We start from the raw sequence: 26235 nt of genomic DNA on the forward strand, positions 1-26235 counted from the left end.
ACCCCGGGCGCCAGGACCACACGATTTTGCCGTACGCGAACCGCACCCGTCGTTGGCGCGAGGTCTTCGCTCACGGTTGCCCGCCCTGCAAAACCCTTCGCGCCGGTGCAACCCACGTCCACCGCCGTCCGGCCCGCGTTCGTGACGATCGCGATACGCCCCTCTTCCTTGGGCCGGATTGCGGCGAGACATACGTCGTTTCCGAATTTCGGTAAAGCGGAATATTTTTGGCCGGGTGCGTTGACCCATGGCTCGCGTGTTTTGCCCGACGGTCAACGCAAGGGATTGTGGCCGGGCTGTTCGATAAGGTGCGGCCGGCTGCGCAAGCAGCAGGACCGCTGACGCACGAAAGCCCACCATCCATTGCGGGCGGTGGGCCTTCGAGGCAGACGATCTTACCAGCGATAGCTGCCGGTCAGCGTGCCGTTGTTGTTGCCGTCAGGGCCGACATCGCCCTGCGTCGAGCTCGGGGTTGAATGGTTGGTGCCATTGAACGCACCGTAGGGCCTCGCGACGTCAGGATAGTACGCGCGCGGTTGAACCGGTTCGTAAGGGGCCGTGCGGTCCCAGCCCGCGCGCGGTCCATACCAGTCGTAGCCCTGCGCCGAGGCGGCCGCGGTGCCCGCGATGAGCGATGCCGCGATCAGGCAGAGGAGTTTTGACTTGTTCTGCATTGGAGATGCTCCTTGCTTGTGTTGAGGCCAACGGTTGCACTGCGGGAGCGTTCCGGCAGTATGGGCCGGTGAGCGATCAACTCCGATCAACTGGATATGAAGCGCCTGCCGCGGAACGAAGTGGCTGAAATGAGACGCGAATTCCGGGCATTCTGCTGCACGTTGCTTCCAGTTAACCGCGTGCCTTAACCAATAATTAATTATACGTTTGCGGGTGGGCGACAGCCCGGCCTAGCCTCTCGCGGGGAGCCGCTATCGCAAAGCCGAACGAGTGTGGTGCGTATCATGATTGTCAGATCACATGGGGCGTTGTTCGCCTCGCTCAGCGCAGCCGCGCTGCTCCTTAGCTCCAGCGACAGTTTTGCCAGACCGGCTGGCGCCGCGGCGCCCGGCGTCGTGACCGCCGCGCCGCCGGCTGCAACACGTCCGCCGATCGGGTCGGGCGCCCGGTTCCACCGCCGCAGCGCGCCCTGGGTCTATTGGCCGGGCGGCGGCGGATTGTTCTACGACGGCGCTGCTTCTTACAGCCAGCCCTTCGTCGATGCCGGCCAGCCGCTCTCCACCGACGTGCGTTACACCTACACCTACGATGTTCCCTGGGACTGGACGCACCGCTATCCGCCGAACGTCGTGCCGTCCGACCGGCCCTATGTACCGAGCTGCCCGACGGAGCAGGTGACGGTGCCCGGCCGCGGCGGCAGCGAGCACACCGTCAACATCATGCGCTGCTACTGAGCGGCGGGTTCCGCTCAGCTAAAGCGCGATGAGATTTGGATGAATCGTCATCGCGCTTTAGCTTGTTGTTTACGCATGATCTTTCCGGAAAACCGCTTCGCACTTTTCCGGATCATGCCTTAGCCCAGCTCGAAGCTGGTCACGCCGAAGATGCGGTCGATGCGCAGCGGCGGGATCGGCCCCGTGTACATCCGTGCCGTCTCGAATACCGGCTTGAGGCCGAGCTGCTCGGCGAGCGCGACGGCGCCAGGATTGACGGCGGGGACATCGAGGAAGACCTCGCCGCCGCCTGCGCTTCCCAGCAGAGCCTGCACGACCGCCTCCGCGGCCGCGCGATCGTCGGCGACGAGCGGGCCGATCTTGCAGCCCGTCCGGCACGGACGAATGAGGCCCCACGCGGCGAGCCTGCCATCGCGCAGCAACGCGCGGCCGACGTGACCGGGTGTGTTGATCCAGGCGCGCAGGAAGGCGCTGCGCCTGGCCGGGAAGACGGTGGCGTCATCGGCTTCAACAATGGCAAACGGGATCTCGTCGAGGCCGACGACCTCGGCAGACGATCTCGGTGGCGCGGTCACGACGCCGCCATAGCGGATATTGGCGTAAGCCAGCTGGAAGCCGGACTTTCTGTAATTCTCCTGCTGCGCGACGACACCATCGAGCCCGATGACGCGCGTGCCCGCATGCGCGATCGCCGCGTTCCAGATGCGCAGGCCATGGCCCGCACCGCGAAAGGGCTCGCGCACGATGTAGAAGCCGAGGAAGGCGAAGCGGTCGCCGTAATTGACACAGGAGACGGTCGCGACCGGCTCGCCGTCGATCTCGCCGACGAAGAAGCCTTGCGCATCGGGTATCGCGAAGCAGGCGGCGTCGGCAAGGCCTGGATTCCAGCCCTCTGCCGCGGCCCAGTCGATGGCGATTGTGATCTTCTCGGGGCGCAAATTGCGGATCTGCAAATCGCTCATGACGAACGCTCTCGGCGATGGACCTGACGGCAAGTCCGGCGGTAGAAGGCCTCATGATAGGCGGGGCCTGCGGCTCGCCTCAACACGGGGATGATTGATCATGGCAGCAGAGAAGGTTGCGCTCGTTACCGCCGGCGGCAGCGGCATGGGGGCGGGGGCTGCGCGACGGCTGGCAGCGGACGGGTTTCGCGTCGCGATTCTGTCGTCCTCGGGCAAGGGCGAGGCATTGGCTGCCGAGCTCGGCGGCATCGGCGTCACCGGCTCGAACCAGTCGAACGACGATCTGAAGCGCCTCGTCGACGCTGCGATGGCGAAGTGGGGACGGATCGACGTGCTCGTCAACAGCGCCGGGCACGGGCCGCGTGCGCCCATCACCGAGATCACCGACGAGCAGTGGCACACCGGACTCGACACGTATCTGCTGAACGTGATCCGTCCGACCCGGCTGGTGACGCCACTGATGCAGGCGCAGAAGGGCGGCGCCATCATCAACATCTCGACGGCCTGGGCGTTCGAGCCGAGCGCGATGTTCCCGACCTCAGCGGTGTTCCGCGCCGGTCTTGCCGCTTTCACCAAGATATTCACCGACACCTACGCCGCGGACAATATTCGCATGAACAATGTCCTGCCGGGCTGGATCGACAGCCTGCCGCAGCAGGACGCGCGGCGCGACAGCGTGCCGATGAAGCGCTACGGCAAGGTCGAGGAGATCGCGGCGACGATCTCGTTCCTGGCGTCCGACGGCGCAGCCTACATCACTGGCCAGAACATCCGCGTTGACGGCGGACTGACACGCTCGGTCTGACATACGCAACTTCGAATCGCATTGGCGCGGCCGCCGAGGTGAAGGGCAATTTCAACCTCACCGACACCTTCGCGGCCAGCGACGGAATCTAGGGCGATCCGCGATACACGCGTCGGCTGGACCGCGGGCGTCGGCACCGAATATGCCTTCGGCGGCGGCTGGTCGCTCAAGGCCGAATATCTCTATGTCGATCTCGGCCGCAGTACCCTGAACAGCACCAATCTGGTCGCGGGTGTGACATCATACCCCGGGAACGTCTACACCCACTCGGTCGACATCAAGTCGAACATCGTGCGCGTCGGCGTGAATCACAAGTTCGGTGGACCCGTCGTCGCCAGGTACTGAGCTTCATCCCGTTCCGGACCTGGCGTGGCAAGCCCCGGCTCGGCCGGGCTTTCCGTTTTGACGCTCAGCCGCCGTGCGGCGCGATCAGCTGCGCCAGCGCGGGCAGGATCTTGTAGCGCGCGATCTCGTGCGGGTACTCGCCGCGATTGGCGAGCAGGACGATGCCGATCCGCCGCGCCGGCACGAGACCGATATAGCCGGAGGCATTGTTGAGGCCGCCAGGCTTGTCGACGACGGTGACACCGGGCAGGCGCACCGTCTCCCAGGCCATCGCTTGCCCGAACCTGTCGTCGACGCGAAAAGCCTCACGCTGCGCCAGCCGCAGTGCTTCGCGCAGATGCGGATCGATCGCTCGGCCATCGACGCAGGCCGCTACGAATGTCGCGAGGTCGCGCGCCGAGGAGAACATCTGGCCGGTGCCGGGGAAGTCGAAATAGCTCTGCTGGTCGCTGATCGGACCGATCGCCATGCCTTGATCCGAATAGCCCTGGACCGCACGCTGCATCCAGTCCGCGTCCATGATGGCGCGATTGTCCTCGCCGCGTTCGGGGACGCAGGTTGCGGTCATGCCGAGCGGTCCGAGGATACGCTGTTGGAACAGGGGCGCGATCGGCATGCCATAGCGGCGCTCGAGCACGAGTTGAAGCAGAACGTAGCCGGCATGGGTGTAGACGCGCTGTCGGCCGGGGGCGACGCCGGGGGCCGGTGCGAACGCGTTCAGCATCCCGATGAACTGCGCGCGATCGTACTGCTCGTTCGGCCATGGCGGATGGTCGGTCGGCAGCAGCAGCCCCGAGGTGTGTGCGACGAGCTCGCCGACAGTGACGCGGCGGATGTACTCGCCGGTCAGCTCGGGAAGGTATTTCGGCAGGCGATCGTCAAGGCGCAGTTCGCCGCGCAGCGTGCCGAGCGCCACGAGTGTCGCCTCGAACGGCTTTCGCAATGAGGCGAGATTGAACAGCGTATCCGGCGTCACCGGTCGTTTGGCGGCATCATCGGCAAAGCCATAGGTGAAGAACTCGAAATGGCGGCCGGCATAAAGAGCGGCGGCGAGCCCGCCTGCATGGTCCGGCGTTGCGGTCGGCGCCAACTCGTTCGCGACGATGTCGCGCATCTGCGCGATCATGTCGGAATCCGCGAAGGCGCGGTGCGACCCGCCCAACGCGATCGCCAATGGAACGAGCGCAGCCCGGGCGAGAGCCCGGCGAGTGAGATGATACGGTTGAGTGACAATAGGCGGCACGTGTCTCGACGAACGATCATACGCCCCGAGCCTGTCTTTAACGGGAAATGCCCCGCGTCCCAATTCACGATTGCGCGTTGTGGGTTCCGCAGCGTGGGCTGAAATTACTTAGCTCACGAGCTAACAATTGTTTGACACGGCGCGAACCCGCTCTATAGTTAGCTCCATGGCTAACCAATCCTCCCGCCTCGACCGGATTTTCGCAGCGCTCGCCGACCCCACGCGGCGGGCGATCGTGATGCGGCTGTGTGCGGGCGAGGCGTCGGTCGGCGAACTCGCTGATCCCTTCGACATGGCGCTGCCGAGCTTCATGAAGCACATCCACGCGCTGGAGACGAGCGGGCTCGTTTTGTCGGAGAAATCCGGCCGCGTGCGCACCTGTCGCCTCAGCCCGGATGCGCTTGTCGGCGCGGAGGATTGGTTCCAGCAGCAGCGCGCGGTCTGGGAGGCGCGGCTCGACCGGTTCGAGGACTACGTGATGAAGCTCAAGAAGGAGAGGGCGGGCGCCAAGCGGCCGTCCCGAACAACCAAACGGAAAGGTTCCTGATAATGACGAGTTCTGCCAATCCCGCTCTGTCGCAATGGTCGCTCGACCGCGAGATCGTGATGTCGCGCGTGATCGACGCGCCGCGCGATCTGGTGTTCGAGGCGTGGTCCGACCCGAAGCATCTGCCGCAATGGTTCGGTCCGAAGGGATTCAAGGTCGAGACCTTCGAGATCGACGTGCGCGTCGGCGGCGTCTGGCGCTTCAACATGATCGGTCCCGATGGCACGGTCTATCCGAACCGCATGCGCTTCCGCCGCATCGAGCGGCCGTCGCTGATGGAGATGGATCATGGCCTCGACCAGGATGACGATCCCGGCATGTTCCGCTTCACCGTCACCTTTGCCGAGCAGAGCAACGGCAAGACCGTGCTGATGATGCGCCAGCTGGCCTCGAGCAACGAGCAGCGCGACGGCATGATCGGCTTCGGTGCCGTCGAATACGGCTACCAGACGCTGGATAAGCTGGCGGCGTATGTGGCGGGGATGAAGGGATGAGACGAGCTGATCGTTCGGGGGATCGCCGCTTCGCATCATCCCCGAACGACGGATGACCACCCTGAACGCGCTCAAGATTCATCCTTCAGCAGCTCGAAAAATGGATGCGGCTCCGGCGGAGAGGATTCGCCGGGGCCGCATTCGCGCGCGGCCTTCGGTCGTGATCGACGTTCGATGCAGCCTGTCGATGGTGCGGCTAGCGCCGAGGGACGTTGCCGCTAGACGGCGGAGTCATCTCGTTGCGCATGCCCCTAGGGCTGGAAGCGCCTTGTCCGCCGCGCTCAACATGGCTGATGTCGCCACCGCCGCCAGTTCCTGAAGTTCCGGCGCCACCATCACCCGAGGATGCGCCGGTTCCGGCTCCTGCGGCGCCGGCGCTACCTGCACCTGCACCTGCGCCTCCAGCCGCACCTGCGCCCGCACCGGCGCCGCCACCGGCTCCGCCGCCGGCGCCGCCCGCACCTTGCGCGAATGCTCCGCCCGAAGCCGCGGCTAGTATCGCAGCTGTGATGATTGTCAGAATCGTCTTGCGCATGTCGTTTCTCCGTGAGGTTCAAGACGGACCAATCACGCGCGTCGCCAACCGTTCCTGCGCTTGCCGATGTGAAGGCGCGGCAATGTCGTCAGATCGCCCGGTCCGAAAATCGGAACACTGGCGCCGGAGTCCGTCCCGCGCCGCCGGTAGGAACGATCGTGGCCCTCCGGCTTTGCCGATGATGACGCACATCATGTTCAGCGACTACCGCAATCCCGCCGCGGAGCAGGCTTACGAGATCGCCTGGGACTTTCTCGTGCGTACGGGCGCCATCTGCGACGAATTCGAGGCCTGCGTGTTCCTGGCGCAGCGTATCACGAGGATGGTCGAGGAGGGGCAGACGAACCGGATCCGCATGGCCAACCGCGCGATCTCCGAATATCAGCGCCATGTCGGCGAACGCGACGACTTCATCCGCAGCGGCGGCCGCCGTGCCGGAAGACAATGAACCCCAAGGTTCATGTCCTCTTGCTTTGCTTGCGTGTCTCAACCGCCGGTCCCTCCTGCCCGACGATGGTGCGGATACCGTCAGCGAGCGCCGCGATGCGCGGACCGATCTCGCCCTCGAGTTGTCCTGGCTGCAGCCGGAACGCGGGGATGCCGCAATTGATCGAGAACGACTGCTTCGATTCGCGCACATGAAACAGCGGCGCAGCGACCGCATGGATCGAAGCCATGTACTCGCCCAAGCAGGAGCAGAAGCCGCGGCTTTTGCATTGTGCAATCCCGGCGCGGTATTTGTCGCGAAAGGCCGACCATAGCCCGGCGTCTTCGGCGGCGATGTTCCGTTCCAGCCGGTCTGCATCGGCCGGCGGCAAGGTCGCCGCCGCTGCGCGACCCATGGCGGTCATCACGATCGGAATGGGCATGCCGATGTCGGGCACGTGCGGGCCGACATCGCCGGAGCGCGCGGTCTCGACATAGATCATCGAGGTGGCGTCGAGCAGGCCGATCGAGACCGTGCCGCGAACGCTGTGCGCCAGCTCCTGCATCATGGGCCGCGCCACTTGGCGGAATTGCATTCCGGCAAGCAGAGGGTACGCCATCCGCAGCGCCCGCGCACCGACGCGGTACTTCGCCCGCTCGGCGTCGTAGCGGAGGTAGCCAAGCTCGGCCAGCGTGTGGGTCAGCCGCGCCACCGTCGGCCGCGGGATGCCCGTCAGCGTCGAGAGCTCCATGTTGCCGAGCAGCGTGCTCCCCGCCTCGAAGGCCTCGAGCACGACGAGCCCTTTTGCCAGCGTGGTGGCGAAAGCGGCGTCATCGGTGCTCTCCGCCAGCACTGCGGCGGCGGAGGAGAGCGGACGTCGCGGCTTGGATGAGTCAGTCGGGACCATTCCTAATTATAGGACTGGCAGGTCATTCTTGTCCAATAAATTCGCAGAAGACGCATAGATTGTCCGAAAAGTGGACAGAGGCTTGCATTTCACCATTCCGCTGGAGGACGCGCTTGACCGACCGACCACACAAATTGTTGTCGTGATTGCATGTCGTCTTGTGACAGGATTATTACGACGGCATGTCAGGTCGATGATTTTGCGGAGCGGTTCATGTTGCAGTGGCAGGCGCGGTCAAATCCCCTCGCGTGGTGGTGGGGATCCCTCACGCTTGTGAGCAGCGCCAATATTCTCGTCTGGTTCATGCTCTATCGCGAGTTCTACCCGACACCTTCGGCCAGCCTCAGTGGCGGCTCGGATATCGGGCTGATGTTCCTGCTGTGCGCCGGCTATGTGTTCGGCTGCGCCTTCCGTTCGGTGCTGCCGCGCGCCGACGTGCAGCGCATCTGCCTGTTCGACACCTGGCTCTCCAGCGTCTTCGTCGGACGCTCGGTTGCGACCGTGGCCGAGGTGTGCTTCGCCGCGCAATGGGCGATCATCCTGCATCAGCTCGGCACCATGACCGGCGCGGAGACGGCGGTGAACATCGCGCTCGTGATCGTGCCCATCATCATCATCGCCGAGTGCTTCTCCTGGTACGCTGTGGTCACCACCAATTATCTCTACAACGCGATCGAGAATTCGCTGTGGGCGGTGACCTTCTTCCTCGCCGGCATCGCTCTGTGCCGCCTGATGCCGGAATTCCAGGGCGTGGTGCGCTGGGCGCTGATCGCTGGCATCGTCGGGATTGCCTGCTTTCTCGCCTTCCTCGTCACCGTCGACGTGCCGATGTATCTCAGCCGCTGGCGGGCAGGGCATCAAGAGGGCAACAAATTCCTCGGGCTCGTCGAAGGCCTGCACGACGTCGCGACACGTTGGGTGGTGACCCACGACATCGCGCATTGGAAGGGCGAGCTGACCTGGATGTTCCTCTATTTCAGCGCCGCCGTCTGGTCGAGCCTCGCGCTCTGCGCACTCTATGCCATGGAAGGCTATCTGGCGCGTTATCTCGCCTGACGGTCAGATTCGTGTTTGACGCGTTTTCTTGACGCGAACCGGCATCCACTGCGCTTGAAAACGCTTTACTTGCCGACCAGGCTGCATTTGCTACGATCGAGCGGACGAAAGGCTTGGTCCGGCGGGATCGTCGCGACCAGCTTGACGAAGTCCCACGGGCCCCTGGATTCCTCCGGAGTCTTGACCTGCACCAGATAGAGATCGTGCACCATGCGTTGGTCCTCGCGAATGCGGCCGTTAGTGGTGTAGGCGTCAGATACCGGCATCGCCCTCATTTTGGCCATCACGACAGGGCCCTCGTCGGAATCGATGTCCTTCACGGCTTGCAGATAGTGGCGCACGGCGGAATAGACGCCGGCCTGGATCTGCGACGGCATCGCCTTGCGGCGAGCATAGAACGCATCGGAGAATTTCCGGGCTGCCGGCGAGACATCCTCGAAGAACGAGGTGACGATGAGATCACCGCGCGTGGCCTTCAGGCCCACGGCCTCGATGTCAACGTTCTGGAACGACATCGGCACAATCTTCATGCCTTGATCGGCGAGCCCGAACTCCTCGGCCTGCTTGATCGCGGTTGCGTTATCGCCGGCAACGTTGATGGCCAGGATCTTGGCGCCCGACGACTGTGCCTGGAGCAGGAATGAGCTGTAATCGGGCGTGCCGAGCTGCGCTTTGACGCTGCCGGCGACCTTGCCGCCGAGCGCGGCGATGCGGTCGCGCGCGGTCGCCTCGATCGAATGGCCGAAGGCGTAGTCGCCGGTGATGAAGAACCAGGGCTCCTTGCTGGTCTGCATGATGCCGGAGACCACGGCGGTCGCCGTGGAATAGGCGTCCTGGGTCCATTGCACGCTGGTTGGGGCGCACGCTTCGTCAGTCAGCTGGTTCGCGCCGGCGCCGGAGACGAGGAATATCTTGCCGTTGCCGCGCACCAGCTCTTGCACCGCAAGTGCCGCGCCGGAGCTGCCGCCATCGGCGATTGCCTGAACCCCGTCGCTGAACCACTTGCGCGCGAGGGATGCGGCGAGATCCGGCTTGTTCTGGTGATCGGCCTGCAAAATCTCGATTGGCTTGCCCTTGATCTTGCCGCCGAACTCCTCCGCGGCCATCCGCGCCGCTTCGACCGAGCCCGGGCCCATGGCGGTCGCGAACACGCCGTTCATGTCGGTGAGGACGCCGATGCGGATGGCGTCGCCCTTGATCTCGGCCCGCGCAGCGGAGCCCGCGAGAGCGAGTGTAATCAGCAGGATTGCGGGGGAGGTGGTGCGGGTCGTGCCCATGGCGTTTCCTTAAGTCTATCGTTGATTGATCGGTGTTGACGGTCGAGCTGGTTCGGCGATCACCGTGTTGCGCAAGGTGCCGATGCCGGAAATCTCGACTTCGACCGTGTCGCCGGGGCGCATCCACAGCGGCGGTGTGCGCTTGGCGCCGACACCGCCCGGCGTGCCCGTAACAATGACGTCGCCGGGCAAGAGTGGGCAGATGGTGGAGATGTAGGCGATCAGCTCGGGGATGGCGGTGATCAGGAGATCCGTCGTGGTGTCCTGCACGACGTTGCCGTTCAGCCGGGTCTGCAGGGTGAGCTTTGAAGGATCGGGAATCTCGTCCGTCGTCACCAGCCACGGACCGAAACTGCCGCTGTCGGCAAAGGTCTTGCCGGCGAGGAATTGACTGGTGTGGCGCTGCCAGTCGCGGATGCTGCCTTCGTTGTAGCAGGAATAGCCGGCGACGTAGTCGAACGCGCGGTCGGCCGGAATGTGACGGCCCGCCTTGCCGATCACGAGCGCGAGTTCGCCTTCATAGTCGAAGTCGTCGCTCACTTTCGGCTTCACAATGGGCTGGAAATGGCCGACCTGGCTACAGGCGAAGCGGGCAAACAGGGCCGGCTTTTCGGTGATGGTACGGCCGGTCTCGGCCACGTGATCGCGATAGTTGAGGCCAACGCAGATGATCTTGCCGGGATCGGGGATCACCGGCGCGAAGCTGATCTTGTCGAGCGAATGATCGGGCGCCACGGAGACGGCCAGCCTTGCCGCCTCGGCGAGGCGTCCGGCTTCGAGCAGCTGCCGCAGCGTGCTGCAGGCCGGCATGCGGGCGCCGAGATCGACGACGCCATTGTCCTTGAGGGCTCCGAAGGAGGCGCGTCCGTCGGCGATGAATGAGAGCAGCTTCATGAGATGTCCTTGTGGGTTCGATCAGGCCGCGGACGGCGTCTGGGCTGAAGGAATTTGGGTTTCAGGAATGACCGCGGCGGCGAGCCGCTCGAGCTCGGTCTCGTTGCGGGCGGTGCCGCGGATGTAGCGGTCGGGACGAACCAGTGCGGCGATGATGCCGCGTTCGCGCAGCCAGGGTCCGATGCCTTCGGCATCGTCACTGGTGAGGATCTCGATCCCGGCCTGCGACAGCGCCAGGTGCGACGGCAGTGCGGCCGCGGTCTCGACAAGCAACACATGATGGTAGCCGGTCCGGTCGTCGCTGCGGCGCTCGTCGCCGAGCATGAATTGCGGTGCGAGATGTCCGGCGAGCGGCAGGTCGCCGAAAGCGAGTCCGGGGCCGAGCAGCGGCTTCTTCACTTCCAGCCTGACCGGCGCGTTCTCGCGCGCTTGTCCGGCTGCAAGGCCGGCCTCGATCGCCTTGGTGTTGATGACACCGCCGAGGCGAATGGCGAGCTCGATGAACTCGCGCACGTGCGGCAGCCGTTCGCTCTGATAGGTGTCGAGGAGATCGGAGCTCGCTTCGCCGCGGATGACGCCGGCGAGCTTCCAGGCGAGGTTGGCGGCATCGCGGATGCCGGCGCACATGCCCTGGCCGAGGAAGGGCGGGGTCTGGTGCGCGGAATCGCCGGCAAGCAGCAGCCGGTCGTTGCGCCATTGCTGAGCGATGACGGAATGAAACGTGTAGACCGCGGCGCGCTCGAGTTCGGCATCGTCGGGGGTGACCCAGCGCGACAGCAGCTCCCAGACCTTTGCCGGCTGCGCCACCTCCTGGGAATCCTCATGCGGGAGCACGGTGATCTCCCAGCGCCGTCGCGTGCCGGTGCCGCGCACGTAGGTTGCCGGCCGCCGGGGATCGCAATGCTGGAGGCTGTAGTCGCCGAGGTCATCGCGCGTCCGCTTGAGCAGGACGTCGATCACGAGCCAGCGCTCGTGGAAGCCGAGATCGTCCATCCCCGAGCCGATGAAGCGGCGAACGAGAGAACGGGCGCCGTCGCAGCCGATCACGTAACCGGCGCGGATATCGCTGAGCCTCCCGTTGGAGAGGTCCTCGTAGCGAACGCGCACGCCGGCCGCGTCCTGGTCCAGCGCGAACACGTCGCAGCGGCTGCGCAAGGTGACGTGCGGCCAGCGGGCGAGGCCGGCGATCAGCACGTCCTCCAGATCGGGCTGGTGGAAGCGGTAGCTGAGATGCCAGCCCATCGGCGTCAGCGTCTGCGGACGGGACCAATCCAGCAGCATGCGGCCGGCTGCATCGAGAAAGAGCATGCCGGGACTGAGAATGACATGCGGCAGGATCGCATCGGCAAGCCCGATGGTCTGGAACACGCGCATGCATTCATCATCGAAATGCACCGCGCGCGGCAAATGATAGGTGCGCGCCTCGCGCTCCAGCACCAGCGTCCGCACGCCGCACAGGCCGAGCAGGTTGGCGAGCGTGGCGCCCACCGGGCCGCGGCCGACGATGACGACGTCAAACTCTTCAGGGGCGGATTTATCTTGCATGGGGTATCTCTTCCCCAAGCAGGGCCGGACCTTCAACGCCGGCGCGCCAACTGTCCGCCCAGCGGACGGCCTCTATCCCGCGACAGGGATGGCGGACGCCGTTTCCAGCAGCTGGCTCGCGAACTGCGCGACCGCTTCCTCGATCCCCAGCGCCGAGCGGATCCAGATGATTGAGATGCAGCCGAATACGCTGCCGTCCCGCACGATGGCAACGGCAATCGAAGCCGTCTTGGGATTGTATTCGCCCTCGCTGCGGATTGCGTAACCTCGCGCGGCAGTCTCGGCGATCATGCGGTCGAGCCGGCCCTGGTCGAGGAAGGGGCGGTCGTCGGCCTCATCGATGCGGCGGAGGTGATTGATGATGAGATCGCGTTCGCGCGCAGGGCACGCGGCGAGATAGGCGCGGCCCGCAGACGTGCGCAGCATCGGCAGGCGCTTGCCGATCATGCCGCGATCGATCGAGAGCGGGCTGCGCGAATGCGTGGTCTCCTGCACGACCATCGCCGCGTTCTCATAGGTGGAGAGATCGACCGGCCAGACCAGTTTCTTGCTAAGATCGGCGAGATAAGGTGCCGCCGCCTGGCAGATCACCACTCCGGGATCATAGCCGTCGCCGAGGCTCAGCGCGCGCCGGGTGACTCGAAATCGGTCATCGCTGGCGCTGCGGGCGATATACCCGAGTTCCTCCAGGGTTTCGAGCAGGCGGTAGACGGTGGGTCGGGGCAGGTCGAGCGCGCGGGCAACGTCGCCGGCGCGGATGCCGCCGGAGCGGTTGACCTCGTGCAGCACGTCGAGCCCGCGCTTGAAGGCGCGGACGCCCTCGGATTGCCGCGGCTGGCCGTTCCGCGTCCGCACCTTGGACACCTTGTATTTCCTCCCTTGTGGCGCACGGCTGCGCGATTATCGTCTTCGAGCGCGAAGCGATTGCGGGGACGTTACCGTAGGATCGTGCGCGGCCGGTATCAAGCTCGCCGCAGTGCAGCGGGTGCGATGCCCTTGGGAGAACGTCGATGGAAATCACCGCGCTCGGCTATATCGGGATCAACTCGTCGCAGCTCGACCAATGGAGCCGGATGGCGACCGGGCTGCTCGGCATGCAGCAGGTCGATCGCGGCGGCAGGATGCGCGCCTTCCGCATGGACGACCGCAAGCAGCGGCTGATCGTCGACGGCAGCAGCGATGCGGGGCTGGCCGTGATGGGCTGGGAGGTGCCGTCGACCGCTGAACTGGATCGGTTGGCGGGCCGGCTGGAAAGCCACGGCGTCAAGGTCGCGCGCGGCTCGCGCGCGCTCGCCGACGAGCGGCATGTCGCCGAGCTGATCGCGTTTGCCGATCCCGCCGACAACCGGCTGGAAGCCTTTTGCCGGCCGGAGCTTGCGAGCGAGCCGTTTAGGCCGGGCCGGCCGATCTCGGGTTTCCGCACCGGAGCGCTTGGCATGGGGCATGTCGTGCTCAACGTCGAGGACGTCGAGCCGCTGTTGCCGTTCTATCGCGACGTGCTCGGCTTTCACGTGTCCGATTTTGGGCTGAAGCCTTACGGGCTTTATTTCTTCCACGTTAATGGCCGCCACCACTCCTTTGCGATGGTCGGCTCGGGACGGAAGGCGATGCATCACTTCATGGTCGAGCTCGGCAGCCTCGATGATGTCGGGCAGGGCTACGACCTCGCGCAAATGGACGAGGGGCGCATCGCCTACACGCTGGGTCGGCACACCAATGACCACATGACCTCGTTCTACGTAAATACGCCGTCCGGCTTCTTCATCGAATACGGCTGGGGCGGACGCGTCATCAATCCCGAGACCTGGCAGCCGCACGAGACCTTTGATGGGCCCTCCCTGTGGGGCCACGAGCGGCTCCATATGCCCGAAGAGCAGCGCAAGCGATTGCGCGACATGCGACTCGATGCGGCCGCGCGCGGCGTGCGCGTCGCCGACCCGCGCGTGCCACCTCTGAATTGCGCATGGCTGGATTCGGTGATCGCACGCGAATGATCTGCGGCAGCACGGCTCAGGCCTCGCCGAGATCGACCTGCGTCAGCAATCCCTGGCGCAGCGCGAGCCGGACCAGCTCGATGTCGGAGCCGACGCCGAGCTTGTCCTTGATCAGGGAATGCAGGTTCGCCACCGTCTTCGGGCTGACATGCAGCGTCTCGGCGATCTCCTCCGTCGTGTTCTCGGCGAGCAGCAGCCGCAGCACTTCGAATTCGCGCGGCGTCAGCACGTCGGCGGCCGAGCTCTCGCCGCTGATGCGGCTGAGCGCGAGCTCGTGGTCGATGTCGGGACTGATGGCGATCTTGCCGGCGAGCACGTCCTTCACCGCGCGCACGAGCGTCTCGGGCGGACTGGTCTTGGTGACGTAGCCCCTTGCACCGGCGCGGATCGCCTGCACGGCAAAGCCGGCATTCTCATGCATGGTGAAGATGAGGATGCGCGCCGCCTTGTCCCACTGCCTGATCCGCCTGACGGCCTCGATGCCGCCGATGCCGGGCATGCTGAGGTCCATGATGACGAGGTCGGGCGCCTCGGATTTGTACAGACGATAGGCCTCCGCACCGTCGGCCGCCTCGGCGACGACGCGCAATCCCGGCTGCTTCTGCAGCACGGAGCGATAGCCCTCGCGGACGACGGAATGGTCGTCGACCAGCAGGATGGTCGCTTCAGTCGCGCTCATGCCGCGTGCTCCAGCGCCTGCCGATCGGCGGCCGCGAGCGGAATGAACACGCGCAGCGCCGAGCCGTCAGGGCCGGTCTCGAAGCTCAGCCGGCCGCAAAGCGCGGCGACGCGCTCGCGCATGCCGAGCAGGCCCATGCCGGATTTGACGGCAGCCTCGTTCGGCCGGCCGTCGTCCTCGACCGCGAGCGCGATCTGGCTTTCGGACATCGTCAGATGCAGACTGACCTTCGTGGCACCGGCGTGCTTGGCCGCATTGGTGAGCGCCTCCTGCACGATGCGATAGAGATTGGCGCTGACGGAGGCGGGCACGCTCTCGAAGGCGCCGTCGAACCGGATATCGAAGCGGGTCTGGCCGCGGCTGCGGCCGTTCCACCCCGACACAAGGCCTTCGAGGCTGGCAACGAGCCCGAGCTCGTCGACATCGGGGGGCCTCAATCGGAATAGTGCGCCGCGCAGCGTCTCCATCATGCCGGTCGCGGTGCGGGCAATGCTGTCGCATTCGCCCAGCAGGCCGGGACAGTCCTGTGCCGCAGTCTGGCGGGCGGACGCGGCCAGCGCCCGGATCGCAGCGAGCGATTGCCCGAACTCGTCGTGCAGCTCACGCGCGAGATGGCGGCGCTCCTCGTCCTGGAGCGCGATCAATTTACGCGTCAACTCGTTGCGTTCTGCAAGCGCGGTGTCGAGGCTTTCTGCGAGGTGGTTGAAGACGTCGCGGATGGCGGAGAGCTCGGCGAGATCGAAGGGCGGCAGCCGCGTCGTGAGGTCACCGGCGGCGATCCGCTCGAGGCCGTTGCCGATCATGCGGGTGGGGCGGAGGGCGCGGGCCAGTGCGGCATAGATCAGCCCGCAGAGCAGCGGCAGTGCGATCGCAAGCGCGATCATCAGACGGCCGGCCTCGTGCCAGGCCTCGGCCGTCTGCACGGCCGGATCGACCGAGACCACGGTCTCGCCGAGCTTGGTGCCGCGCACGATCACCGGCCGCGCCGCCTCGCGGCCGGGGTCGAACAGGCTGCGATAGAAGGCGGCGAAGGCGTGCGGCGGCGGGCTCGCCGGGGCAGGCGCGCCACTGCAGAAGCGCTGCAGCATGTCGCCGCTCGGGCTACGGAAGCCAAGACACAGGCCCGGCGTCATCACATGGGCCGAAACCGGGTCGAGGTTCGGAAAGTCCGAGCGGGGGCTCGCCACCCACTGGATCTTGCCCTGTTGCAGCTCGAGTGTCTTCGCCACGATGGCGGCGATCCCGTCGATGCGCGCATGCGCAGCGCTATCGGCTGAAACAAGGAAATAGGCGGAGATCGCGGCGAAGCAGGCGGCCGATATCGCGGCCACGCGCAGCGTCAGACGGACCTTGAGATCGAACCTCGGGCGATTCCACATCGGCTTGCACCTTGGTGCGAACGGGTTTGTCGCGCCCTCATTAAACGGCAGAACGCCAGCGGCGGGAAGCGTTCCAGCCTTACCGCGGTGCAATGTCGTGAAATTTTCCCGGCCTTCGTCGGGACGGTCACGGCTGCACGGTGTCGGGCGACCCGTCCAGATTTGCGGGGTGCTCCATCCCATGAGGTCCGTCCATGCACCGCTTCCGGCCGATCCTCTCCGCCTTTCTGCTGCTCGTCCTCTCTTATGCGCGGGCCGATGCCGAGGGCGCCATTGGCGTAGCCGTGGACGATTTCAGCTATACCGATACGTCGGCCGAGCCGACCAACCAGACTGCCGCCCACGAGCGGCGGCTAGTGGCGTTCATGGCCGCGCTCAGACGAGATATCAGCGAGGGTGGGCGTTATCGGCTGGTGCCGTCCGCCCAGAACGGAGCGGCGTTCAAGGTGATCGGCGGTATCCAGAAGACGAGCACGCTGGTGCAGTGGGCGAAGGTCGCCGTGATCGACGTTGGCGCCAAGAAGCTCGTGATGGACAAGCTCTACAGCTTCCGCGGCGACAATGATGAATCATGGAGGCGCGCCGAGGTCTTCGTGTCCCGCGAGGTCATCGCGGCGCTGGGCATGCCTGCGCCGGCCGCGCTTGCAGTGTTCGATTTCGAGCTCGAGGACATGACCGCCGCCTCAGCGGGCGCGTCAGCCGGTTCAGACGCCTCGCACCTGGCCGAGGTCACCGGCGGTGTGCGCGAGGCGCTCGGCCAATCCGGCCGCTACCGGATCGTCGATATCGGCGGAGAGGCGGGGAAGGCGGGCGCTTTGCGCGATTGCGGCGGGTGCGAGGCCTCCATTGCGCAGAAGCTCGGTGCGGATCAGTCACTGATCGGCGTGGTGCGCCGCGTCAGCCGCACCGAATACACGCTCGGCTTCCAGCTTCGCGATGCCAGGACCGGCGCGGTGCTGGCGCGCGGCGACAGCGGCCTGCGCATGGGCGCGGACTATTCCTGGAAGCGCGGGGCGGTGCGGCTGGTGAGCGAACGGCTGATCGATAGCCAGTAGCGCCTATCGTGTGCGGTGCTTGCATTACCTCTCCCTACGGGAGAGGTAAACCGCCGTCGTCGCACTTCAGAACGTCAGCTGCACCTTCATCGATTGCGAGCGGTCGCTGGCGAGCTCGAACGCGGCGACCGCGTTCTCGAACGGCATGGTCGCCGTGATCAGCGGCTTGACGTCGATCAGCCCTTCGCCCATCAGGCGCACCGCCAGCTCGAACTCGGGATCGAAACGGAAGGTGCCGCGGAGCTGCAGTTCCTTGGCGACGATGGAGTTGATCGGCAGCGTCATCTCGCCGCCGAGACCGAGCTGCACCAGCGTCGATCCGGGCCTGAGCACGTCGAGCGCGGTGCGGAGCGCTGCCTGGTTGCCGGAGGCCTCGAACAGCGTGTCGAACACGCCCTTGCCGGCGCGCCAGGGATCGAGTGCGGCGGCGTTGGTCGCGACGTTGATGGCGTGGGTCGCACCGAGTCTTCTCGCGACGGCAAGCGGCGCGTCGGCGACGTCAGTCACCACGATCTCGGATGCGCCGCCGAAACGCGACACCAAAATCATCAGCGCGCCGATCGGACCGCAGCCAGTGATCAGCACGCGCCTGCCCAGCAGGGGACCGGCCTGCCTGCCGGCGTGCAGGCACACCGCAAGCGGTTCGGCGACCGCGGCTTCCGCCAGCGAGAGCTTGTCCGCGATCGGCACGGCCTGCGCCGCATCGACCGTGATGAATTCGCGAAAGCCGCCCTGCACATGGGGAAAGCGCATCGCGCTGCCGAGGAAGCGCATGTCGAGGCACTGGTTGCGCATGCCTTCCTGGCAATGCAGGCACGCCCCGCAAGGCCTGCTCGGATTGACCGCGACGCGGGTGCCAGCCTTCACAGCGCTGACGCCGTCACCAACCGCGGCGACAACGCCCGCGATCTCATGCCCCAGCGCCATCGGCTCTCGGATGCGCACGACGCCGAAACCGCCATGATGGTAGTAGTGCAGGTCAGAGCCGCAGATGCCGCCATTGGCGATCTTGACGCGGACCTCGCCGGGGCCGGGCGTCGGATCGGGGTAGTTGTCGATCCGCAGGTCCTTCGGGGCATGGATGACGACGGCGCGCATGGCTTGCTCCTTGTTCGCGGTCACATCGCGGCGATCATGCCGCCATCGACATAAATGATCTGGCCGTTGACGTAGGTGGAAGCGTCGGACGCCAGGAAGATCGCGGCGCCCACCAGTTCGTCCGGCTTGCCCCAGCGCTTGGAGGGAATGCGGCCCATCAGCCAATTGTTGAAATCGGTATTGTTGACCAGCGCCTCGTTCATGTCGGTCAGCATGTAGCCGGGGCCGATCGCATTGGCCTGGATGCCGTGCTGGGCCCATTCCACCGCCATCGAGCGGGTCAGGTTCTTGATGCCGCCCTTGGCCGCGGTGTAGGGCGCGATGGTGGGGCGCGCGAGCTCGCTGCCGAGCGAGCCGATATTGATGATCTTGCCGCGCTTGCGCGGGATCATGCGCTTGGCCGCCTCGCGGCCGATCACGAAGGCGCTGGTGAGATTGGTCTCGATCACCTTGCGCCATTCGTCGGTGCTGAACTCGACGAGCGGCTTGCGGTGCTGGATGCCGGCATTGTTGACGACGATGTCGACCATGATGCCCTTCTTGTCGAAGTCGTTGAAGGCCGCGACGATCGCCGGCTCGTCGGTGACGTTGAAGGCGGCGCCCTCGGCCTGATGTCCGGCGGCACGGAACTCGGCGACGGCCTGCTCGACACGCTTGGCATCGACGCCGTTGACGATGATCCTGGCGCCGGCCCTGGCCATGCCCTCGGCAATGGCACGGCCGAGGCCGCGGGAGGAGCCGGTCACGAGCGCGGTGCGGCCGGAAAGGTCGAAGAGGGAAGTGCTCATCTCGAGGAATCCTTAGACGTTGGAGCGGCGCACGATGAGATCGGAGCGCTCGAATACGGCGGGCAGGAGGTCGGCGCCGAGACCCGGTCCTTCCATCGGATAGACGTAACCGTCCTTGATCACAGGCATCGTGGTGACGAGCTCATTGTACCAGCCCTTGTAGAAGGCGCGCACCGATTCCTGGATCAAGGTGTTGGGCTGGCTGAAAGACATGTGGATGGCGGCGATGAAGCCGATCGGGCCAATACAGTCATGAGGAGCAAAAGGCCGGTGATAGGTCTCGGCCATCGCCGCGATCTTGCGGCCCTCGGTGAGGCCGCCGGTCCAGCACAGATCAGCCATCACCACATGCATGGCGTCGCGGTCGAGCATGTCCTTGTAGGGGAAGCGCGAGCCCAGCGTCTCGCTGGCGCAGACCCAGACGTCGGTCGAGCGGGCATATTCGGCCAGCGCCTGCGGCGAGTTCATCCGGATCGGGTCTTCGTACCAGGTCGGCTTGTACGGCTCGAGCGCGCGCGCGATCTGCTTGGCGGTCGGCAGATTCCACAGCGAGTGGAGCTCGACCATGATCTCCATCTTGTCGCCGACCGCTTTGCGGATCTTCTCGAACGGCTCGATCGCCTGCTTCATCTGCGCTGCGGTGATGTAGAGGCCCTTGTTTTCCTGTGCCGCCGGATCGAACGGCCAGATCTTCATCGCGGAGATGCCGCTTTCCAGGAGGCTTTCGGCCAGCGCATCGGCACGATTCATGAAGCCGTCGAGATCCTCATAAGGTCCCTTGGAAGCACCGAGATTCCAGTTCGCAACCGGGCTGATATTGGTGGAGCGGACATATTGCGTGCCGGCGCAGGTGTTGTAGATGCGCTGCTTGTCGCGGCAGAGGCCGCCGAGCATCTGGTGAACCGGCTGATTGCAGACCTTGCCGAACAAATCCCACAGCGCGATGTCGATGGCGGAGGCCGCGCGATACTCGACGCCGGTGGAGGACTGCGCCATCGGCAGGTTCAGCATGTCGCGATGGATCGCTTCGATGTGCAGCGGATTGCGGCCGAGCAGGCGGCCGGCAAAGGTGTCGTGGATCTGCGCCTCGACCGCGCCGGCGCCGTAGAATGTTTCGCCGAGCCCGATCACACCCGTGTCGGTGTGGATGCGGACCCAGATGACGTTGGAGAATTCCTCGGTGCGCAGGGTCTCGATCGACGTGATCTTCACGGCAACAGTCCTCCCGTCGGGGGCATAGCCCGCCCGTTTATTGTCATTTCCGCGCGGCCAATCGCGGCGCGCCCGGCCGCAGTCTTTACGCCCGCTTGTAATATATCACAACATGTTTTAGGACGTCACCAACAAGGCGCCACCTGCCAAGGCGCACCTGCACGAGAACGCGGGTTTACGGGAGGACGACATGGCACGGCGCAAGCGCGCGCTCGAGGTGGTGAGAAACGAGGATGACGGCGGAGGCAGGCCCTCCCGGAGCAACCGTCTCAACTTTTTCGAGTTGGCCTATCAGAGGATCGAAGAGCTCCTGGTGCATTGCGAGCTCAAGCCCGGCCAGTTCCTGACGATGCTGGAATTGCAGCAGATCACGGGCTTCGGCCGCACGCCGGTGCATCACGCCGTCAATCGTCTCTCGGCCGACACTCTCATCATCATCCGGCCTCGTCATGGCCTGCACATCGCCCCGATCGACCTGGCGCGCGAGCGCATGCTGCTGGCGTTACGCCGCGACATGGAGCGCTTCGTGATCCGCCTTGCGGCCGATCGCGCCAGCCTGTCGCATCGCAATCAGGCGCTGCACATCGAGCGCCTGTTGCGCGAGCGCCGCGCCAGCCTGACCCTCGACGAATTCAACAGCCTCGACCGTCGGATCGATGCGTTGGTGCTGGAGGCCGCGGGCGAGCCGTTCCTGGTGCATACGCTGCGGCCGCTGCACACGCTGTATCGCCGCATCGGCTACATCCACCATCGCTTCATGCCGGGGCAGGCCGATCTATCGGGCACGATCGATCATCATCTCGCCATTCTCGCAGCCGTCGCCAACCGCCGCGTCGAGGACGCGGTGAAGGCGAGCGATGCCCTGATCGACTACATGGGCGAGATGTTCACGGGCATGGAAGCGGGGATCGATCCGCGCCTGCTCGATTGCAGCATCGAGCCGCTGCTCGGCGCGTAGAGAGTTCTGAAGAAAGGAAGAAGAATGGCAACGATGGCGATGGCAAAACCGACCGCGAGCGAAGCCGCGGTCCGCTACCTCATCACGAACTACAGTCCCAAGGGCAACAAGGTCGGCTGGCTGATGATGGCCTCGATCCTGGTCGAGGCCTGGGACCTCTATTCGATCGCCTTCGTGCTGATCTTCATCAAGGAGCAGTACAATCCCGATCCGCTGATGCTCGGCCTTGCCGCGGCCGGCACGCAAGGCGGCGCCCTGATCGGTGCGCTGCTCGGCGGTTGGCTGTCCGACAAGATCGGCCGCCGCGTGATGTTCCTGGTGACGATGGTGATGTTCATCGTGCTGGCGCTGGCGCAGGCCTTCGTGCCGAACGTTGCTTGGCTGGTGGTCATCCGCTTCCTGCTCGGCATTCCCTTGGGCTCGGACATCTCGACCGGATACACCTACATCATGGAATCCATGGCCAAGGGCGAGCGCGAGGTCATGGGCAACCGCTGGCAGTTCATGTTTGCGGTCGGCGAGGTCCTGACCATCGGCGTCATCGTGATCTTCCTCCTGGTCGACATGAACCACGAGATGCTGTGGCGCGTCACGCTCGGCCTCGGCGCGGTGCCGGCGCTGATCATCCTCATCATGCGCCATGACGTGCCGGAGACGGCGGTCTGGCTGGTGCAGAAGGGCCGCTATCGCGAGGCCAAGCAGGTCGCGCGCGAGATGTTCAACGACAATCTCGACATGCTGCCGGACCAAGATGTTGTGGTGCCGAAGGTCTCGACTGGCGCCTTCCTCGCCGACCTCAAGAAGGATCCGATCCGCTGGCGCGCGACGGTCTACGGCTGGATCGCCTGCTTCATGCAAGCAAGCGAGTTTTCGACCTTCGCGTTCTACCTGCCGGTGCTGTTCGCGATGGTCGGCGTTTCGTCAATTCTCGGCAACAATCTGGTGACGATGGCGCTATTTGCCTTCGCGGCGCTGTCGGGCTGGGTCGGACCCTTGCTGACGCCGAAGATCGGCCATCGCGGCATCTCGATCGCCGGTTTCTCGATCGTGCTGGTATCGCTGCTCGTCGCGGCCTTCGCGCTCTACACCGACAACAAGATGCTGCTGCCGTTCGCGGCCGCCGCGATGCTGTGGGGCCATTACTGGGACGCCTCGAACTGCATGACGATCCCGACCATGGTCGCCAAGCCGAAATATCGCGGCACCGCCAGCGGCTTCGCCTACATGTTCGTGAAGCTGCCGTCATTCCTGGCGATCTTCCTGTTCCCGTCGCTGTTCGCGGCGATCGGGCAGGCCAACGCCACGCTGTTCGTCGCAGTCTTCCCGCTGATCGGATTGCTCGCCGCGATCTTCATTCTGCCGGAAGTCTACGGCTACGAGAACGACTAGGAGAGAATGCTACCCGATCGCGGCCGCCAAGGCCGCGATCAGAGCAGGCGGCGTCACCAGCAGACCGAGCTTGAGGAAAGGCCAGGCGCCGACCTCGATCTTCTCGCGCCGGAGCGCGACCAGCCAAAGGATGGTGGCGAGCGAGCCGGTCACCGACAGATTGGGGCCGAGATCGACGCCGATCAGGATGGCGCTGACGACGGATGCGGGCAGGTGATCGCTGGCGGCCACCGAGCCGGCGACGAGGCCGACCGGCAGATTGTTGGCGACGTTGTCGGCCAGCGCGGTGGCAATGCCGACGCTCCAGGCAGCCTCCGTCGCGGACTGCGCCACAGCTTGGTGCAGCAGCGCGCTCAGCTGGGCGATCACGCCGGTTTTCACCAGCGCTTCCACCATGACGAAGAGCCCGCCGACCAGCGGCAGCACGCTCCAGGAGACACCGTGCAGCAAGGGCAAAGGCGATTGCCGGCTGATCAGCAGCACGATCGCTGCCGTCGCCACGCCGCAGATGAAGGTCGGCAGCCCCAATTGCAGGTCGAGGGCCGAGGCCCAGATCAGCACGATACCGATGGCGCCGATGCCGTAGGCCGTCAACAGGCCGCCGCGGCTGAGTTTGGGATGAGGCACCCGCGTCTCGATGGTCTCGTCCCTCAGCTCGCGACGCAGGGCAAGGCGTAGTGCGACGTAGGTGAGAACAATCGAGGCGAGCGACGGCAGAGCGAACTGCCGCAGCCAGGTCCCCAGATGCGGCATGTTCTTGCCGAACACGACGAGGTTGGCCGGATTGGAGATCGGCAGCACGAAGCTTGCGGCATTGGCAATGAAGGCACAGACGAAGAGGTAGGGGAGTGGCTTGGCGCCGGCCGCGCGCGTCGCGGCATAGACGGCGGGCGTCAACACGATCGCGGTTGCGTCGTTCGAGAGCAGCACCGTCACGAATGTCCCGACCAGATAGATCAACAAGAACAGCCGCTGCGGCGAGCCGCGCGCATGCCCGACCGCGAACGCGGCAAGATAATCGAACAGGCCTTCGAGCCGCGCCAGCTCGGCGATCAGCATCATGCCGATCAGAAAGAGATAAACGTCGAGGCCCTTCTCGATGCCGACGAGCGCGTCATGCCAGGGCAGGAAGCCAAGCACCACCAGCACGGCGGCGCCGATGACGGCCCAGATCGCCTCGGGCATGCGAAACGGGCGGATGATGACGCCTGCGGTCGCGGCTACGATGATGCTCCAGGCCCAGATGGCGTCAGATGGCACGTTCAGTCCTCAATGCGGAACGGGATCATTCGGCAGCGATAGCCGATGCTGGAGCCGCTGTCTTCTCCCTGCGGCCGCAAGGTGCCATGCCGCGTCTCGGGCAAGGCGAGGACACAGATGAGGGCGCCGATCGCCGAGACCGTGCCGAGCGCAATGAAGGCCGCATCGTAGCCCGCACCGACCACGACGAAGCCGGCGAGCGTTGTCGAGAGCGCAGCTCCAATGCTCTGGGCGGTGATGACCGCGCCCTGCGCCACGTTGAAGCGGCCGGTGTTGCGCATGAGGTCGGCCACGATGACGGGGAAGATCGCGCCGAAGATACCGGCGCCGATGCCGTCGAGAAGCTGCACGCCGACGAGCCAGAACGGATTGTCAGAGAGCGTGTAAAGCGCCCCCCGAACAGGCAGGATCAGCAATGCGGCGAGGAAGAAGCGCTTGTGCCCCCAATTGTCGGCCCTGGCGCCGACCAACATCGCGAACGGCACCATCACAATTTGCGCCGCGACGATGCAGGCCGACATCAGGCTGGTGCCGATGTTCTTGTCCTGAAGAGCGAGCTTTTGCCCAACCAGCGGCAACATGGCGGCGTTGGAGAGGTGAAACAGAACCACACAGATCGCGAAGACGAGAAGGGGGCGACAGGTCAGGAGCACGCCGAGACCTGATGGCTGTTCGCGCTCGCTGCCCGCAACCGCATCGTGCAGCCCGCGGGCCAGGTCGTGGTCGATGGCGCCTTCAGGGATCGCAAGGATGCTGACGAGGCTCGCGGTCGCCATGGCGCCGAGCAGGTAGAAGACGACGTTCGGGCCGAAATGGTAGGCCCCGATACCCGCGATCGCCGCCGCCACGGCATTGCCCGCATGATTGAACGTCTCGTTGCGTCCGATCCGCGCGGTGAAGGCGTGGTGGCCGACTGTACCGAGCGACACGGCGGCGAGGGCCGGCGGGAAAATCACGCTGGCCGCATGCGCTATACTTTGCGAGAGGGCGACCGGCACAAAGCATGGAAAGAGTGGCAGCATCAGTGAGGCGACCGTCACCAGAATGGATGCGACGGCCATCACCGGACGCTTGGCCTTGGTTGAATCGATCAGCGCCCCCGCCGGCGTCTGCGCGAGGATGCCGGCGAGCGCGGCGACCGACATCACCATACCGATGCGGGCCTCGTCCCACCGCTGCTCCGTGAGGAGATAGACGGCAAGATAGGGACCGAGACCATCGCGGACGTCGGCGAGGAAGAAGTTGGCCGCATCCAGCGCGCGGCTGGCGCGTCTGCGATCTGCATGTGTGGACACGACAGCCTCCAGTCAAATGCGGCACGTTTCGTCCTCGCCGCGAGCGCCCTGCTCAGACCGCACGGGCCTCGGCGTCGGGTTTGGGCTTGTCTTTGGGTTTCGGCTTCTTGACAGGCTTCAGCGCATGCAGGCCTGGTCCGATCTCCAGCACCTCGATCACCCGGCCATGTCGGGTCTCTGCTCCATCACCGCGCGCGGCGACTTTTGCACCCGGCGCGAGCAGCGGTGCGGCGCTCTCGGCTTCCTTGGGCCCGATGCGGAGAACGACGCCGTCGGAAAGCAGTGCGCCGCGAAGCTCGCCCTTCGGGCCGAACAGAGACATCCGTACGCTGCCTTCGGCGGTCATCGGCTGATGCTTGAGCTTTGGACGTTTGCGGTCGGGCTCCGGGCCCTCGTCGATGATCTGTCGTCCACCCGACGACGTGATGGCGACGGCTGCGAGCAGATCGGCCCTGCGCGGCCGCACGCCGCGAACGCGAACGGCGTCGCCGGATGAAAGATGGCGTGTCAGCTCGCTCTCCAGGTGCGGTGGCGCGTGGACCAGGATTGCGGTCCGCCCGTCCGGCTTCATGATGAAGCCATCGACCTCCCCGTGGGGATTAAGGATGAAGCGCTCGAAGATGCCCTCGACCTCGGGCAGGCAGGCGGGATCGATCCAATGCATGGTGCTTTCCTTTCTCGG

26 protein-coding genes and 1 pseudogene are annotated in these 26235 nt (G+C 65.3%); 11 read left to right on the forward strand and 16 right to left on the reverse strand.

Annotation, left to right across the window (positions count from 1 at the left end; translation table 11 throughout):
* Positions 1–395 precede the first annotated feature (395 nt).
* Complete coding sequence (locus tag EAV90_RS08955) at positions 396–674, reverse strand: hypothetical protein (RefSeq protein ID WP_122402761.1); 279 nt, start codon at positions 672–674, stop codon at positions 396–398.
* Between the two features lie 285 nt (positions 675–959).
* On the opposite strand from EAV90_RS08955, the gene EAV90_RS08960 reads away from it, so the two are divergent.
* Entirely contained in the window at positions 960–1409 is a 450-nt protein-coding gene (locus tag EAV90_RS08960; protein WP_164936846.1) for a hypothetical protein, read from the forward strand.
* 119 nt (positions 1410–1528) lie between these two features.
* Here EAV90_RS08960 and EAV90_RS08965 read toward each other — a convergent pair whose 3' ends face one another.
* Positions 1529–2371, reverse strand: coding sequence for a GNAT family N-acetyltransferase (locus EAV90_RS08965; RefSeq protein WP_122402762.1), 843 nt, complete (start codon positions 2369–2371; stop codon positions 1529–1531).
* 100 nt (positions 2372–2471) lie between these two features.
* Here EAV90_RS08965 and EAV90_RS08970 point away from each other — a divergent pair, with 100 nt between their 5' ends.
* Positions 2472–3176 (forward strand): SDR family oxidoreductase, encoded by a 705-nt coding sequence (locus EAV90_RS08970; protein ID WP_122402763.1) that lies wholly within the window; start codon positions 2472–2474, stop codon positions 3174–3176.
* Positions 3173–3521, forward strand: a pseudogene (locus EAV90_RS41430) (outer membrane protein); the annotation flags it as partial. The gene EAV90_RS08970 and the pseudogene EAV90_RS41430, both read left to right, overlap by 4 nt.
* A 64-nt stretch (positions 3522–3585) precedes the next feature.
* Here EAV90_RS41430 and EAV90_RS08980 read toward each other — a convergent pair.
* Positions 3586–4647 carry a serine hydrolase gene (locus EAV90_RS08980; RefSeq protein ID WP_164936847.1) on the reverse strand — a complete coding sequence of 354 codons (1062 nt, stop codon included), beginning with the start codon at positions 4645–4647 and terminating at the stop codon, positions 3586–3588.
* A 283-nt stretch (positions 4648–4930) separates the two neighbouring features.
* Here EAV90_RS08980 and EAV90_RS08985 point away from each other — a divergent pair, with 283 nt between their 5' ends.
* The 3 genes from EAV90_RS08985 (at position 4931) to EAV90_RS08995 (ending at position 6788) form a co-directional block, all read left to right on the forward strand.
* Complete coding sequence (locus tag EAV90_RS08985; protein ID WP_122406609.1) at positions 4931–5311, forward strand: ArsR/SmtB family transcription factor; 381 nt, start codon at positions 4931–4933, stop codon at positions 5309–5311.
* 2 nt (positions 5312–5313) lie between these two features.
* Positions 5314–5805, forward strand: coding sequence for an SRPBCC family protein (locus tag EAV90_RS08990; protein WP_162500237.1), 492 nt, complete (start codon positions 5314–5316; stop codon positions 5803–5805).
* Positions 5806–6521: 716 nt separating this feature from the next.
* Positions 6522–6788: a hypothetical protein gene (locus tag EAV90_RS08995; protein WP_122406611.1), complete on the forward strand. Its 267-nt coding sequence runs from the start codon at positions 6522–6524 to the stop codon at positions 6786–6788.
* A 10-nt stretch (positions 6789–6798) separates the two neighbouring features.
* On the opposite strand, the gene EAV90_RS09000 is transcribed toward EAV90_RS08995, so the two are convergent.
* Positions 6799–7674 (reverse strand): IclR family transcriptional regulator, encoded by an 876-nt coding sequence (locus EAV90_RS09000; RefSeq protein ID WP_122402765.1) that lies wholly within the window; start codon positions 7672–7674, stop codon positions 6799–6801.
* A 213-nt stretch (positions 7675–7887) separates the two neighbouring features.
* On the opposite strand from EAV90_RS09000, the gene EAV90_RS09005 reads away from it, so the two are divergent.
* A complete protein-coding gene (locus tag EAV90_RS09005) occupies positions 7888–8730 on the forward strand; it encodes a hypothetical protein (protein ID WP_122402766.1) in 843 nt (280 codons plus the stop codon).
* A gap of 65 nt (positions 8731–8795) precedes the next feature.
* On the opposite strand, the gene EAV90_RS09010 is transcribed toward EAV90_RS09005, so the two are convergent.
* The 4 genes from EAV90_RS09010 to EAV90_RS09025 form a co-directional block, all read right to left on the reverse strand.
* A complete protein-coding gene (locus tag EAV90_RS09010; RefSeq protein WP_122402767.1) occupies positions 8796–10007 on the reverse strand; it encodes an ABC transporter substrate-binding protein in 1212 nt (403 codons plus the stop codon).
* A 15-nt stretch (positions 10008–10022) separates the two neighbouring features.
* Positions 10023–10901, reverse strand: a complete 879-nt coding sequence (locus EAV90_RS09015; RefSeq protein WP_122402768.1) for a fumarylacetoacetate hydrolase family protein — start codon at positions 10899–10901, stop codon at positions 10023–10025.
* 21 nt (positions 10902–10922) lie between these two features.
* On the reverse strand, positions 10923–12446 hold the full coding sequence (gene mhpA, locus EAV90_RS09020) for a bifunctional 3-(3-hydroxy-phenyl)propionate/3-hydroxycinnamic acid hydroxylase MhpA (RefSeq protein WP_122402769.1): 1524 nt from the start codon (positions 12444–12446) through the stop codon (positions 10923–10925).
* A 72-nt stretch (positions 12447–12518) separates the two neighbouring features.
* On the reverse strand, positions 12519–13310 hold the full coding sequence (locus EAV90_RS09025) for a DNA-binding transcriptional regulator (RefSeq protein WP_122402770.1): 792 nt from the start codon (positions 13308–13310) through the stop codon (positions 12519–12521).
* 146 nt (positions 13311–13456) lie between these two features.
* Here EAV90_RS09025 and EAV90_RS09030 point away from each other — a divergent pair, with 146 nt between their 5' ends.
* On the forward strand, positions 13457–14440 hold the full coding sequence (locus tag EAV90_RS09030) for a VOC family protein (RefSeq protein ID WP_162500238.1): 984 nt from the start codon (positions 13457–13459) through the stop codon (positions 14438–14440).
* A 16-nt stretch (positions 14441–14456) separates the two neighbouring features.
* Here the strand turns inward: EAV90_RS09030 and EAV90_RS09035 are convergent, their stop codons facing one another.
* The gene (locus EAV90_RS09035) at positions 14457–15119 is read right to left on the reverse strand and encodes a response regulator (protein WP_122402771.1); all 663 of its coding nucleotides are present in this window, start codon (positions 15117–15119) and stop codon (positions 14457–14459) included.
* A complete protein-coding gene (locus EAV90_RS09040; RefSeq protein WP_122402772.1) occupies positions 15116–16498 on the reverse strand; it encodes a sensor histidine kinase in 1383 nt (460 codons plus the stop codon). Before EAV90_RS09040 ends, EAV90_RS09035 begins: the two co-directional genes overlap by 4 nt.
* 194 nt (positions 16499–16692) lie before the next feature.
* Between EAV90_RS09040 and EAV90_RS09045 the strand changes: the two genes are divergently transcribed.
* Positions 16693–17553 (forward strand): DUF3280 domain-containing protein, encoded by an 861-nt coding sequence (locus tag EAV90_RS09045; RefSeq protein ID WP_122402773.1) that lies wholly within the window; start codon positions 16693–16695, stop codon positions 17551–17553.
* Between the two features lie 66 nt (positions 17554–17619).
* On the opposite strand, the gene EAV90_RS09050 is transcribed toward EAV90_RS09045, so the two are convergent.
* Genes EAV90_RS09050 through EAV90_RS09060 form a run of 3 tightly spaced genes read right to left on the reverse strand, consistent with a single transcriptional unit; the run spans position 17620 to position 20651 of the window.
* Positions 17620–18651 carry an L-idonate 5-dehydrogenase gene (locus EAV90_RS09050; protein ID WP_122406613.1) on the reverse strand — a complete coding sequence of 344 codons (1032 nt, stop codon included), beginning with the start codon at positions 18649–18651 and terminating at the stop codon, positions 17620–17622.
* A gap of 20 nt (positions 18652–18671) precedes the next feature.
* The gene (locus EAV90_RS09055) at positions 18672–19439 is read right to left on the reverse strand and encodes a glucose 1-dehydrogenase (RefSeq protein WP_122402774.1); all 768 of its coding nucleotides are present in this window, start codon (positions 19437–19439) and stop codon (positions 18672–18674) included.
* A 12-nt stretch (positions 19440–19451) separates the two neighbouring features.
* Positions 19452–20651, reverse strand: a complete 1200-nt coding sequence (locus EAV90_RS09060; RefSeq protein ID WP_122402775.1) for a mandelate racemase/muconate lactonizing enzyme family protein — start codon at positions 20649–20651, stop codon at positions 19452–19454.
* 190 nt (positions 20652–20841) lie between these two features.
* On the opposite strand from EAV90_RS09060, the gene EAV90_RS09065 reads away from it, so the two are divergent.
* Both EAV90_RS09065 and EAV90_RS09070 read left to right on the forward strand, forming a co-directional pair.
* Positions 20842–21609 (forward strand): GntR family transcriptional regulator, encoded by a 768-nt coding sequence (locus EAV90_RS09065; protein ID WP_122402776.1) that lies wholly within the window; start codon positions 20842–20844, stop codon positions 21607–21609.
* 24 nt (positions 21610–21633) lie between these two features.
* On the forward strand, positions 21634–22998 hold the full coding sequence (locus EAV90_RS09070) for an MFS transporter (protein ID WP_122402777.1): 1365 nt from the start codon (positions 21634–21636) through the stop codon (positions 22996–22998).
* A gap of 9 nt (positions 22999–23007) precedes the next feature.
* Here the strand turns inward: EAV90_RS09070 and EAV90_RS09075 are convergent, their stop codons facing one another.
* Genes EAV90_RS09075 through EAV90_RS09085 form a run of 3 tightly spaced genes read right to left on the reverse strand, consistent with a single transcriptional unit; the run spans position 23008 to position 26217 of the window.
* A complete protein-coding gene (locus EAV90_RS09075; protein WP_122402778.1) occupies positions 23008–24258 on the reverse strand; it encodes an arsenic transporter in 1251 nt (416 codons plus the stop codon).
* Positions 24259–24260: 2 nt separating this feature from the next.
* Complete coding sequence (locus EAV90_RS09080; RefSeq protein ID WP_122402779.1) at positions 24261–25553, reverse strand: MFS transporter; 1293 nt, start codon at positions 25551–25553, stop codon at positions 24261–24263.
* Positions 25554–25605: 52 nt separating this feature from the next.
* A complete protein-coding gene (locus tag EAV90_RS09085; protein ID WP_122402780.1) occupies positions 25606–26217 on the reverse strand; it encodes a hypothetical protein in 612 nt (203 codons plus the stop codon).
* Positions 26218–26235: the final 18 nt, after the last annotated feature.

The sequence above is a fragment of the Bradyrhizobium vignae genome, from assembly GCF_004114425.1.
Taxonomy (GTDB): domain Bacteria; phylum Pseudomonadota; class Alphaproteobacteria; order Rhizobiales; family Xanthobacteraceae; genus Bradyrhizobium; species Bradyrhizobium vignae.